This is a genomic window from Serratia sp. BNK-4 (assembly GCF_048685115.1).
Classification (GTDB): domain Bacteria; phylum Pseudomonadota; class Gammaproteobacteria; order Enterobacterales; family Enterobacteriaceae; genus Serratia; species Serratia bockelmannii.
Genome location: NZ_JBLQTM010000001.1, coordinates 2,591,366 through 2,603,793, shown reverse-complemented (window position 1 = coordinate 2,603,793; position 12,428 = coordinate 2,591,366). Strand labels below are relative to the sequence as shown.

General features: G+C 58.4%; 11 protein-coding genes. 7 read left to right on the top strand and 4 right to left on the bottom strand.

What is annotated here, in order from left to right:
- Together mepM and lpxM are read left to right on the top strand one after the other, a co-directional pair.
- Entirely contained in the window at positions 1 to 1,323 is a 1,323-nt protein-coding gene (mepM, locus tag ACMGGW_RS12535) for a murein DD-endopeptidase MepM (RefSeq protein ID WP_004932347.1), read from the top strand.
- Between the two features lie 150 nt (positions 1,324 to 1,473).
- Entirely contained in the window at positions 1,474 to 2,442 is a 969-nt protein-coding gene (gene lpxM, locus ACMGGW_RS12530; protein ID WP_015378127.1) for a lauroyl-Kdo(2)-lipid IV(A) myristoyltransferase, read from the top strand.
- 49 nt (positions 2,443 to 2,491) lie between these two features.
- Here lpxM and ACMGGW_RS12525 read toward each other — a convergent pair whose 3' ends face one another.
- The 3 genes from ACMGGW_RS12525 to ACMGGW_RS12515 all read right to left on the bottom strand — a co-directional run bounded on the left by ACMGGW_RS12525 (position 2,492) and on the right by ACMGGW_RS12515 (position 5,963).
- The gene (locus ACMGGW_RS12525; protein WP_049209180.1) at positions 2,492 to 3,373 is read right to left on the bottom strand and encodes a leucine-rich repeat domain-containing protein; all 882 of its coding nucleotides are present in this window, start codon (positions 3,371 to 3,373) and stop codon (positions 2,492 to 2,494) included.
- A gap of 84 nt (positions 3,374 to 3,457) precedes the next feature.
- Entirely contained in the window at positions 3,458 to 4,900 is a 1,443-nt protein-coding gene (pyk, locus tag ACMGGW_RS12520; protein ID WP_004932339.1) for a pyruvate kinase, read from the bottom strand.
- A 190-nt stretch (positions 4,901 to 5,090) separates the two neighbouring features.
- The gene (locus ACMGGW_RS12515; protein ID WP_025303120.1) at positions 5,091 to 5,963 is read right to left on the bottom strand and encodes a MurR/RpiR family transcriptional regulator; all 873 of its coding nucleotides are present in this window, start codon (positions 5,961 to 5,963) and stop codon (positions 5,091 to 5,093) included.
- A gap of 448 nt (positions 5,964 to 6,411) precedes the next feature.
- On the opposite strand from ACMGGW_RS12515, the gene zwf reads away from it, so the two are divergent.
- From zwf to mdtI, 4 genes are all read left to right on the top strand, one after another.
- Complete coding sequence (gene zwf, locus ACMGGW_RS12510; RefSeq protein ID WP_033643346.1) at positions 6,412 to 7,887, top strand: glucose-6-phosphate dehydrogenase; 1,476 nt, start codon at positions 6,412 to 6,414, stop codon at positions 7,885 to 7,887.
- 154 nt (positions 7,888 to 8,041) lie between these two features.
- Positions 8,042 to 8,683, top strand: coding sequence for a bifunctional 4-hydroxy-2-oxoglutarate aldolase/2-dehydro-3-deoxy-phosphogluconate aldolase (locus ACMGGW_RS12505; RefSeq protein WP_025303119.1), 642 nt, complete (start codon positions 8,042 to 8,044; stop codon positions 8,681 to 8,683).
- A gap of 552 nt (positions 8,684 to 9,235) precedes the next feature.
- Positions 9,236 to 9,604 carry a multidrug/spermidine efflux SMR transporter subunit MdtJ gene (gene mdtJ, locus ACMGGW_RS12500; protein ID WP_025303118.1) on the top strand — a complete coding sequence of 123 codons (369 nt, stop codon included), beginning with the start codon at positions 9,236 to 9,238 and terminating at the stop codon, positions 9,602 to 9,604.
- Complete coding sequence (gene mdtI / locus ACMGGW_RS12495; RefSeq protein WP_016927446.1) at positions 9,591 to 9,920, top strand: multidrug/spermidine efflux SMR transporter subunit MdtI; 330 nt, start codon at positions 9,591 to 9,593, stop codon at positions 9,918 to 9,920. The genes mdtJ and mdtI overlap by 14 nt, the downstream gene beginning before the upstream one ends.
- A gap of 62 nt (positions 9,921 to 9,982) precedes the next feature.
- On the opposite strand, the gene ACMGGW_RS12490 is transcribed toward mdtI, so the two are convergent.
- Complete coding sequence (locus ACMGGW_RS12490) at positions 9,983 to 10,327, bottom strand: RidA family protein (protein WP_025303117.1); 345 nt, start codon at positions 10,325 to 10,327, stop codon at positions 9,983 to 9,985.
- A 133-nt stretch (positions 10,328 to 10,460) separates the two neighbouring features.
- Here ACMGGW_RS12490 and ACMGGW_RS12485 point away from each other — a divergent pair, with 133 nt between their 5' ends.
- Positions 10,461 to 12,377 (top strand): ATP-dependent DNA helicase, encoded by a 1,917-nt coding sequence (locus ACMGGW_RS12485; protein WP_004932318.1) that lies wholly within the window; start codon positions 10,461 to 10,463, stop codon positions 12,375 to 12,377.
- Positions 12,378 to 12,428 lie beyond the last annotated feature (51 nt).

Genomic DNA, 12,428 nt, shown 5'->3' with positions numbered 1-12,428 from the left:
GTGCAGCAGATAGTCCGAACTATCGCTCTGGCGTATAACAACCTGCCACGGCCCCATCGCGTCATGCTGGGGTCGCTGACAGTCGTCACATTGGCCGTCGCTGTTTGGCGGCCTTTTGTTTACCACCCAGAACACAACCCCATCGCCAAGAGCGTCGAGTTAGAATCCAGCCAGATGCGGTCATTGCTCCCCGAAGCCAGTGAACCGATAGATGTCGACCAACCCACCCCCGATGACGAAATCCCGCAGGATGAGCTGGATCAAAAAGATGCCGGCGATGATGGCGTGCATGAATATGTGGTTTCCACCGGCGATACCCTCGGCAGCATTCTGACGCAGTACGGCATCGATATGTCGGATGTCACGCTGCTGGCTTCGCAAAACCGCGATCTGCGCAACCTTAAGATCGGCCAACAGCTGTCGTGGACCGTGAATGATGCGGGCGATTTGCAGCAGTTGACCTGGGAAGTTTCCCGCCGCGAAACCCGCACCTACGATCGCGTCGGCAACAGCTTCAAAGAGTCGAAAGAGGCGCAGCAGGGCGAATGGCGCAACAACGTGATCAGCGGCCGGGTTAACGGCAGCTTCGTCAGCAGCGCCGGCGACGCCGGGCTGAGCCGTAACGAAATCAACTCGGTGATCAAAGCCCTGCAGTGGCAGCTCGATTTCCGCAAGCTGCGCAAAGGCGACCAGTTCTCCGTGCTGATGTCGCGCGAGCATTTCGACGGTAAGAAATCGCAAAGCCAGCTGTTGGGCGTGCGTCTGCGCACCGGCGGCAAAGATTACTATGCGATCCGCGCCGAAGACGGCAAATTCTACGATCGCCAAGGCTCTGGCCTGGCGCGCGGCTTCATGCGTTTCCCGACCATGAAACAGTTCCGCATCTCCTCCAACTTCAACCCGCGCCGCGTGAACCCGGTGACTGGCCGCGTGGCGCCGCACAAGGGCGTCGATTTCGCCATGCCGGTCGGCACACCGGTGCTGGCGGTCGGCGACGGTGAGGTGGTGATCGCCAAACGCAGCGGCGCAGCGGGCAACTATGTGGCGATCCGCCACGGTCGTCAGTACACCACGCGCTATATGCACCTGAAAAAACTGCTGGTGAAACCAGGCCAGAAGGTGAAACGCGGCGATCGCATTGCGCTCTCCGGCAACACCGGCCGTTCCACCGGGCCACACCTGCACTTTGAACTGTGGACCGGCCAACAGGCGGTGAACCCGCTGACGGCCAAACTGCCGCGTTCCGAAGGGCTGGGCGGCAAAGACCGCAGCGATTATCTGGCACAGGTGAAGGAAGTGGTTCCTCAGCTGCAGTTGGATTAACGTCCCCCTTTTTCCGGCGCTCCGGCGCCGTTAATTTCATCGGCCTGATTGCGGGCCGATGCTGTTTTATCTGGGTGGTTCGCGGTTGTTAATTGCAAAATCGGTGATGGCAATTATGATTAGCCGAATCGCTAAGCGAAGAGCACGTGCATGCAAAACGAGAAGAAATCGAACGTAGAGTTCATCCCGCAGTTTCAAAAAGCCTTTTTATATCCGCGCTACTGGGGCGTGTGGTTGGGAACCGGTCTGATGGCCGGCATTTCGCTGGTGCCTGCGCGCCTGCGCGATCCGGTGCTGGGTGCGGTCGGCAAACTGGCCGGCAAGCTGGCGAAGGGCGCGCGCCGTCGTGCCCGCATCAACCTGCTGTATTGCTTGCCTGAGCTGCCTGAAAGCGAACGCGAGCACATTATCGACCAGATGTTCGCCTGCGCGCCGCAGTCGATGGTGCTGATGGCGGAACTGGCCTGCACCAAGCCGGAGAAAGTGCTAAAGCGCGTGCGTTGGCACGGTGAAGAGGTGCTGGACAAGATCCGGGCGGAAGGGCGTAACGTGATTTTCCTGGTGCCTCACGGCTGGGCGGTGGATGTGCCAGCGATGCTGATGGCTGCGCGCGGCCAACCGATGGCGGCGATGTTCCACAACCAGCGCAATCAGCTGATCGACTACCTGTGGAATGCCGTGCGTCGTAAATTCGGCGGCCGCATGCACGCGCGCAACGACGGCATCAAACCGTTTATCAGTTCGGTACGGCAGGGGTACTGGGGCTACTACCTGCCCGATCAGGATCACGGCGCCGAGCACAGTGAGTTCGTCGATTTCTTCGCGACCTATAAGGCGACGCTGCCGGCGGTAGGCCGGTTGATGAAAGTGTGTCGTGCGGCGATCGTGCCTTTGTTCCCGGTGTACGATGGCAAAACCAGCATGCTGGATATTTATATTCGCGAGCCCATGGACGATCTGGCCGAAGCCGATGACCCACGGATTGCGCGCCGCATGAATGAAGAAGTGGAAAACCTGGTGGGCCCGAACCCTGAGCAGTACACCTGGATCCTAAAACTGTTGAAGACGCGCAAGGAAGGGGAGATTGAGCCTTACTCGCGCGACGATCTGTATCGCTAATCCTTCCTAACGTTAACGCCGGTCGGGCTATAACCCGGCCGGTATCACTTCAGATGTGCACCATACAGCCGCGCGCTCGCAGGATGTCGATGACTTTAGGCGTGCGGGTGAAATCATTCCAGCGCAGATCCAGCTTGCGCAGCCGGCTCAGTTCGCCGAGGCTTTCCGGCAGCTCGCTCAGGCGGTTGGCGCGCAGATCCAGACTTCTCAGCGCCGTCAGCTCACCGATATTTTCCGGCAGGCGCGTCAGTTGATTGAAACGCAGGTTCAGCTCGCTCAATCGCGGCAGGTGGCAGAAGGCTGCCGGCAGTTCGGTGATAGCATTGTTGGCCGCGTCGAGTATCTCCAACTCACCGAGCAGAGCCATTTCCGCCGGCAGCGTGGTCAGGGCATTTTTCATGATATGCAGTTCGCGCAGCGCGCGCAGCTGCCCGATTTCGGCGGGCAGGCTGCGGATGCGATTGTTGTATAAACGCAGCTCCTGCAACGCCGCCAGCCTCGGTATTGCCTGCGGCAAGGCGGTCAGTTGGTTATCGGTCGCGTTGAGATAGATGAGCTGCTGCAGCTGTGCCAGCGAATGGGGCAGGTCGCTAAAACCGTTATCGCTCAGATAGAGGTATTTCAGCCGGTGCAGTTGCCCCAACGCTTCAGGCAGTTCGCTCGCGCGATTGTGGCCAAAGTCGAACATCTCGAGCTGTTGCAACTGACCAATCTCCGGCGGCAGACGGTCGAGCTGATTGCAGGAGATATTCAGCACCTGCAGATTCTGGTGCCGGAAGATTGGGGTGGGGAAGGCCGTCAGCTGATTGTCGTACAGGCTGACCTTGCGCAGCGCGCGGCCGGCAAGCTGCGATTCGTCGAGCTGCGTCAGGCTACGGCCGTCGAGATCGAGCTCATCAGCGCTCGCTGCGGGGTTGTGTTGGTGGAGCATGGCGTTCTCCGTCGTTTATGGCGATGTCAGCGCAAAAAAATGCCGGCCAACGTGAGCCGGCCGGCATTTCGTCTGCGGCGTGAATTACTCGACGCGCAGGATACGGCTGGTATTGGTGGTACCGACGGTTTCCATCACGTCGCCCTGGGTGACGATCACCAGATCGCCGGAGACCAGGAAGCCTTTGTCACGCAGGCGATTGACGGCTTCATTGGCGGCGATCACGCCGTCTTTGTGGCTGTCGAAATATACCGGCGTCACGCCGCGATACAGCGCAGTCAGGTTCAGCGTGTGCTCATGACGCGACATGGCGAAGATCGGCAGGCCGGAGCTGATGCGTGACATCATCAGCGCGGTGCGGCCGGACTCAGTCATGGCGATCAGCGCGGTGACGCCTTTCAGGTGGTTGGCCGCATACATCGAAGACATGGCGATCGCCTCTTCGATATTGTCGAACTGCACGTCCAAACGGTGTTTGGAAACGTTGATGCTCGGGATCTTCTCGGCGCCCAGACAAACGCGCGCCATCGCCGCCACGGTTTCCGCCGGGTATTGGCCAGCAGCGGTTTCCGCCGACAGCATGACGGCGTCGGTGCCGTCCAGCACGGCGTTGGCCACGTCCATGACTTCGGCGCGGGTCGGCATCGGGTTGGTGATCATTGACTCCATCATCTGGGTCGCGGTGATCACCGCGCGGTTCAGGGTGCGGGCGCGGCGGATCAGTTTCTTCTGAATGCCGACCAGTTCCGGATCGCCGATTTCGACGCCGAGGTCGCCACGGGCAACCATCACCACGTCGGAGGCCAGAATAATGTCGTCCATCGCTTCGTCGGTGCAAACCGCTTCGGCGCGCTCAACCTTGGACACGATCTTGGCGTTGCAGCCCGCATCGCGCGCCAGGCGGCGGGCATAGTTCAGGTCTTCACCGGTACGCGGGAAGGAGACCGCCAGATAGTCGACGCCAATCTTGGCGGCGGTCACGATGTCCGCCTTGTCTTTTTCGGTCAGCGCTTCGGCTGACAGGCCACCGCCTAGCTTGTTGATGCCCTTGTTGTTGGACAGCGGGCCGCCGACGGTCACTTCGGTAAACACTTTCATGCCCTGAACTTCGAGCACTTTTAACTGAACGCGGCCGTCGTCAAGCAGCAGGACATCGCCCGGCACGACGTCGGCAGGCAGGCCTTTATAGTCGATACCGACTTTTTCTTTATCGCCTTCGCCTTTTGACAGGTTGGCGTCCAGCAGGAATTTATCACCCACGTTGAGGAAGATTTTGCCTTCCTTGAAGGTGGATACGCGGATTTTCGGCCCTTGCAGATCGCCGAGGATAGCGACGTGACGTCCCAGTTTGGCCGCGATTTCGCGCACTTTGTCTGCGCGAGCCTGGTGATCTTCCGGGCTGCCGTGGGAGAAGTTAAGCCGAACTACGTTGGCACCGGCGGCAATGATCTTTTCCAGATTATTGTCGCGGTCTGTAGCCGGACCCAGGGTGGTAACGATTTTGGTTCTTCTGAGCCGTCTGGACATGTATTACTCCGTTGACTGGTGAAGCAAATATTGGTGTTGCGATAACGTCGGATAACGAAACCAGGCGTGAAATGTAATTTTACAACACTGATATTTCACCCGGGTTACCCGCATGAGCATGTTAACAGGGTACCGCCTCTGATGCCGTCATTCAAATGTCTGTTGAACGGCGATTTTTTTCTTCGTCGGGTCACGAATCAAAACTGTTGGGAATGACCACGCCTTTATCAAAGCGCGATTCTTTGAGCGCTTCTTTGACCCGCTTCAAGTTATCTCTGAATTTAGCCCCTCGGCGCAAGGTAAATCCGGTGGCAAGCACGTCAATGAGCGTTAATTGCGCGATCCGCGACACCATCGGCATGTAAACGTCGGTGTCTTCGGGCACATCGAGCAGCAACGCGAGGGTCGCCGCTTGGGCGAGCGGGGTGTCGCGCGAGGTGATAGCCAGTACCGTGGCGTCGTTCTCCCGCGCCAGGTGAGCCATCTCCACCAGATTTTTGGTGCGACCGGTGTGTGAGATCAGCACCACCACGTCGCCCTCGCCGGAGTTCATGCAGCTCATGCGTTGCATGACGATGTCATCGAAGTAGACCACCGGAATGTTGAAGCGGAAAAATTTGTTCATCGCGTCGTGCGCCACCGCCGCGGAGGCACCCAGGCCGAAGAAAGAGATCTTTTTTGCCTGGGTGAGCAGGTCAACCGCACGATTGATTGCGGCAATATCCAAATTTGCCTTTACTGTATCCAGGCTGGCCATGACCGATTCGAAGATCTTGCTGGTATAGGAATCGACGCTGTCGTCTTCCTCAACGTTACGGTTTACGTAGGGCGTGCCGTTGGCCAGGCTTTGGGCGAGATGCAGTTTGAAATCGGGAAAGCCTTTGGTATCAAGGCGGCGGCAAAAACGGTTGACGGTAGGTTCGCTGACGTCGGCCATGCGCGCCAGCGTGGCAATGCTGGAGTGAATGGCGGTCTGTGGGGAGGCCAGGATCACCTCGGCGACTTTCCTTTCAGATTTGCTCAGGCGTTCCAGATGGTTCTGGATTTTGTCCAGCGTATTCATATAACGAGAGTCACTCATGGTTTTATCCCTGTGGCTTTCAAGCAACAGCGCCGAATTTCGCCCGTGTTCGCCGTGCACGCAGACGCCAAACGAGCGGCTGTAACCTGGAATCGATAGGGTATGTCGATTTCAAACAAAGGAGAAATCAATGCCGGTTTAGTGAAAATATACTACGTGCTGGTAACCGTTGGCAGTCTCGACAGGGCGTATGCAGGCTTTTTTCACCAGAATATGACCTGTGTCTAACTTTCATAATGGTAACAGAGCGTCAAAAAAGACGAAAAATTACAGTTTTGCCCGCCTGTGCGGGCTCTGGCGCGCATTGGCGCTACCGCTGGAATCTTGAGGTCTTTTTTCCTGCTTCTGCACCGGGTTTGCTGGCCGTAGTCAAACAGAGTACATTAGTAATGTAAGAAAATTACAAATATCCTGCAACGAGGAGATGAACATGGCGGTAACCTCTACAGCCCAGGCGTGTGACCTGGTTATTTTCGGCGCGAAAGGTGATTTGGCGCGCCGTAAGCTGCTGCCTTCCCTGTACCAGTTAGAGAAAGCCGGACACATCCACCCGGATACGCGGATTATCGGCGTCGGCCGCGCGGAGTGGGATAAAAAAGCGTATACCGAAGTGGTCAAGGAAGCGCTTGGCACCTTCATGAAGGAAAAATTGGATGACGAACTCTGGGCCACGCTGAGCGCACGCCTGGACTTCTGCAACCTGGACGTCAACGACAGCAAGAACTTTACCAAACTGGGTAAAATGCTGGATCAGAAACACCGCACCACCATCAACTACTTCGCCATGCCGCCAAGCACCTTTGGCGCCATCTGCAAAGGGTTGGGCGAAGCCAAGCTGAACCATGAGCCGGCGCGCGTGGTGATGGAGAAACCGTTGGGCACCGATCTGGCGTCCTCCCGCGTGATCAACGATCAGGTGGCGGAGTTCTTCAACGAGTCCCAGGTCTACCGCATCGACCACTATCTCGGCAAAGAGACGGTGCTGAACCTGTTGGCGCTGCGTTTCGCCAACTCGCTGTTCGCATCCAACTGGGATAACCGCACCATCGATTCGGTGCAGATCACCGTGGCGGAAGAGGTGGGCATCGAAGGGCGCTGGGGTTACTTCGACCAGGCCGGCCAGATGCGCGACATGATCCAGAACCACCTGCTGCAGATCCTGACCATGATCGCCATGTCGCCGCCGGCGGACCTGACGACCGACCGTATCCGCGACGAGAAGGTGAAGGTACTGCGCTCGCTGCGCCGCATCGATCAGACCAATGTACGGGAAACCACCGTGCGCGGGCAGTACACCGCCGGTTTCGTCCAGGGCAAGAAAGTGCCGGGGTATCTGGAAGAGGAAGGCGCGAACAAGAGCAGCAGCACCGAAACCTTCGTCTCCATCCGCGTGGATATCGACAACTGGCAGTGGGCCGGGGTGCCGTTCTACCTGCGTACCGGTAAACGCCTGCCGACCAAATGTTCGGAAGTGGTGGTGTACTTCAAAAACCCGCCGCTTAACCTGTTCAGCGATTCGTACCAGCAGCTGCCGCAGAACAAGCTGACCATCCGTCTGCAACCGGACGAAGGCATCGAAATTCAGGTACTGAACAAGGTGCCGGGGCTGGATCACAAGCACCGTCTGCAGACCACCAAGCTGGACCTGAGCTTCTCGGAAACCTTCAACCAGGAGCACGTGGCGGACGCCTACGAGCGCCTGCTGCTGGAGACCATGCGAGGCATTCAGGCGCTGTTCGTGCGCCGCGATGAAGTGGAAGAGGCCTGGAAGTGGGTCGACTCCATCATGGATGCATGGAAAGCCGACAACGAGGCGCCTAAACCTTATCAGGCGGGCACCTGGGGGCCGGTGGCCTCGGTGGCAATGATCACCCGCGACGGCCGTTCCTGGAACGAGTTCGAATAATGCGCAATGCCGGCAGCCTGTCTGCCGGCTTTTTTTTGCCTGCGATCTGCGCGTGGGCCACATCACTTACGGTACGGCCGGACGTTCGCGCGCTTGCGCGGAGCCCTGTGGCAGGGGCGTGCCATTGTTAACCGCGAGTCATGGAGAAATAACGATGAAAAACTGGAAAACCAGCGCCGAGCAGATCCTGACGGCAGGGCCGGTGGTGCCTGTTATCGTGATCAACAAGTTGGAGCAGGCGGTGCCGCTGGCGAAAGCGTTGGTTGCCGGCGGCGTGCGGGTATTGGAGGTGACGCTGCGCACCGCCTGCGGGCTGGAGGCTATCCGCGCTATCGCCAAAGAGGTGCCGGAGGCGATCATCGGCGCCGGTACGGTGATCAATCCGCAGCAGCTGCGGGAGGTGACCGAGGCGGGGGCGCAGTTCGCCATCAGCCCGGGGCTGACCGACGCTTTGCTGCAGGCGGCGACGGCGGGGTCAATCCCGCTGATCCCGGGCATCAGCACCGTATCTGAACTGATGCTGGGCATGGATTACGGCCTGCGCGAATTCAAATTCTTCCCGGCGGAAGCCAACGGCGGCGTGAAGGCGCTGCAGGCGATCGGTGGCCCGTTCCCGCAGGTGCGCTTTTGCCCGACCGGCGGCATTACGCCGAACAATTACCGCGATTATCTGGCGCTAAAAAGCGTATTGTGCATCGGCGGCTCCTGGTTGGTGCCGGCCGATGCGCTCGAAAGCGGCGACTATGCGCGCATCACTGAACTGGCGCGCAGCGCGGTCAGTGGCGCCGCGTTGTAACCCGCGCCAGGCCTGGGGGTGGCGCTTATTTGCTCACCCGCGGATATCGCAAGGCTCAACGCTCCGTTGGGCCTTTTTTAATTTTTATCGCGATTAACTTTCTTATTTTTAACCCGTTTTTTTCTGCTTTTTTATGAAAACGGCAGTTTGCTTTCTAATTTTGGCTGTGGTAAAAATATCCCAGTTGAAAATTTTACTTTTATGAGGATATTGGGCAAATCGCACGGTGTGCGGCTGATAATAGAGAACTATTATGATGACTATTAACGGAACTACCCTCAGAACCTCTACGTGCCAACTCTTCCTGTCTGCGATCCTTGCCAGTGAGCATCACTGGTGCAGCGAGCTATAGCGTCTTTCTCCCTTAACCGGTGCTGGTAGCGGGCTTAGGCCTTCGCATTACCGTTCAGCCGGGCAAACATTCTTTTTGCGTTTGGGTCAGTTTATCCCCAGGGATCTCTGCGTCTTGCGCGCCGCATTGCGGCCGTCCGACGAGATAAATCGGGATAAATATGCCTTGGCGCGCGTTATTCGCCGTTTGGGAGAAAAATTATGATTTATTGGATCTTTTTAGGTTTGGCCATCATGACCGAAATCATCGGCACCTTGTCGATGAAATACGCTAGCGTCAATGGCGGCATGATCGGGCATATCGTGATGTACGTGATGATCACCGCGTCTTATGTATTGTTGTCGGTAGCGATAAAACGCGTGGCGCTCGGCGTGGCCTATGCGCTGTGGGAAGGCATCGGCATTCTGTTCATTACCCTGTTCAGCGTGCTGTGGTTCGACGAGCCGATCTCGGCGCTGAAGGTGCTGGGCTTGGCTACGCTGATCGCCGGCATCATGTTGGTGAAATCCGGTACCCGCAAAGAGCGAAAACAGGTCAGCCCGCGAGGTGACAACCATGCAACAGTTTGAGTTGTACCACATTGGGTTCCTGGGGCTGGCCATCGTGCTGGAAATTATCGCCAACATCTTCCTGAAGATGTCGGACGGCTTCCGTAAAATTTGGCTGGGATTGCTGTCGCTGCTGTCAGTGCTCGGTGCGTTCAGCGCCCTGGCGCAGGCGGTTAAGGGTATCGATCTGTCGATCGCTTACGCGTTGTGGGGCGGTTTCGGTATCGCCGCCACCATCGCCGCAGGCTGGATCATGTTCGGCCAGCGGTTGAACGCCAAAGGCTGGATTGGCCTGGCGCTGTTGCTGACGGGGATGGTGATCCTTAAACTGTCTTGATAGCGGGCAATAAAAAACCGCAGGCGTCGCCGTCTGCGGTTTTTTTTCGTCTGCGCTCAGGCTTACAGCGCGGCGATGATTTTGATTTCCACCTTGTACTTCGGATTCATCAGCTGCGCCTGCACCGTGCAGCGCACCGGCGCGCTGCCGGCGACCACCCAGGCGTCCCAGGCGGCGTTCATCGCGGCGAAGTCGGCGCTGTTGGCCAGGAAAATGGTGGCATCCAGAATACGGCTTTTGTCCGACCCTACGCGTTCCAGCAGCACGTCGATGGCGGCGAGGGCGTTGGCGGTCTGCGCGGTCGCGTCGTCGTCCAGGTTCTCCGGCACGCTGGTGTAGTAAACGGTCTCGTTGTGCACTACGGCTTCGGACCAGCGCTGATCGGGATCAATTCTTTCGATATTCATTTGCTTATCTCCATATCATAGTCGCGCTAAGGGTAGCACAGCCGGTGATAAAAAAGCGCGGCGATAAAGTGGGTGGTAGCCGGGCGGCAGGCTTGGCATAATCACCGCTGAATGACACCGGCAGAGAGACAGCGTGACAGACGATTTTGCAACAGACGGCGCATTGGCGCAGGCTATCAAGGGATTCAAACCGCGTGAGCCGCAGCGGCAGATGGCGCAAGCCGTTACCGAAGCGATCAATTTCAAGCAGGAACTGGTGGTGGAAGCCGGCACCGGCACCGGCAAAACCTTCGCTTATCTGGCGCCGGCGCTGCGTGCCGATCGCAAAGTGATCATCTCCACCGGTTCGAAAGCGCTGCAGGATCAGCTGTATGCGCGCGATCTGCCCACCGTCGCCAAGGCGTTGAAGTACAAAGGCAAGCTGGCTCTGCTGAAGGGGCGCTCCAACTACCTGTGTCTGGAGCGTCTTGAGCAACAGTCGATGGCCGGCGGGGAGCTGGCGGGGCAGACGCTGATCGATTTGGTGCAGCTGCGCAAGTGGTCGTCGCAGACCAAAGAGGGTGATATCAGCACCTGTAGCGAAGTGGCGGAGGACAGCTTCGTCTGGCCATTGGTGACCAGCACCAATGACAACTGTCTGGGCAGCGACTGCCCGTTGTATCAGGATTGCTTCGTGGTCAAGGCGCGCCGCCGCGCGATGGATGCAGATGTGGTGGTGGTAAACCATCACCTGTTCCTGGCGGATATGGTGGTGAAAGAGGGCGGTTTCGCCGAGCTGATCCCAGAAGCCGAGGTGATGATTTTCGACGAGGCGCACCAAATCCCCGACATCGCCAGCCAGTATTTCGGCCAGCAGCTCACCAGCCGCCAGCTGCTGGATCTGGCGAAGGACATCACCATCGCCTACCGCACCGAGGTGCGCGATGCCGCTCAGCTGCAAAAGAGCGCCGACCGTCTCAGCCTGAGCACGCAAGATTTCCGTCTGAATCTGGGAGAACCGGGGTTCCGCGGTAATCTGCGTGACGTGCTCGGCGAACCCAACGTGCAGCGCGCTCTGTTGCTGCTCGATGACGCGCTGGAGCTGTGTTATGACGTGATGAAGCTGTCGCTGGGGCGTTCGGCGCTGCTGGACGCCGCCTTTGAGCGCGCCACGCTGTACCGCGCGCGTCTCAAACGCCTCAAGGCGGTAACGGAACCGGGCTACAGCTATTGGTATGAGTGCAATTCGCGCCACTTCGTGCTGGCGCTGACGCCGCTGACGGTAGCCGATCGTTTCCGCGAAATGCTGGACGAGAAGCCGGGCAGCTGGATCTTTACCTCGGCCACGCTGTCGGTCAACGATCAGTTGGGCCACTTCACCGAACGGCTGGGGCTGACCAAGGCCAAAACGCTGCTGTTGCCGAGCCCGTTCGACTATGCCAAACAGGCGTTGCTGTGCGTGCCGCGCTTTTTGCCTTCGCCGAATCAGCCCGGCGGGGCGCGCCAGCTGGCGCGCATGCTGCGCCCATTAATCGAAGCCAACAACGGCCGCTGCTTCTTCTTGTGCACATCGCACCAGATGATGCGCGAGCTGGCGGAAGAGTTCCGCGCCACGATGACGCTGCCGGTCTTATTGCAAGGGGAAACCAGCAAAGGGCAGCTGTTGGCGCAGTTCGTCGCCGCCGGTAACGCGCTGTTGGTGGCGACCAGCAGCTTCTGGGAAGGGGTGGACGTGCGTGGCGATGCGCTGTCGTGTGTCATCATCGATAAGCTGCCGTTTACTTCACCGGACGATCCGCTGCTGAAGGCGCGCATTGAAGATTGCCGCCTGCGCGGCGGCGATCCGTTCAATGACGTACAGTTACCGGATGCGGTCATCACCCTGAAACAGGGGGTGGGCCGTTTGATCCGCGATACCGACGACCGTGGCGTGCTGGTGATTTGCGATAACCGTCTGGTGATGCGCCCTTATGGCGAGGTGTTCCTCAATAGCCTGCCGCCTACGCCGCGTACCCGCGATCTGAAACAGGCCATCGCCTTCCTGCAGGCCGCCGATACGTCGGCCACGTGAAAGATGAAGGGCTTACGGGGCTGTGCTACAATGCGCGCCCTGTATGAAAAA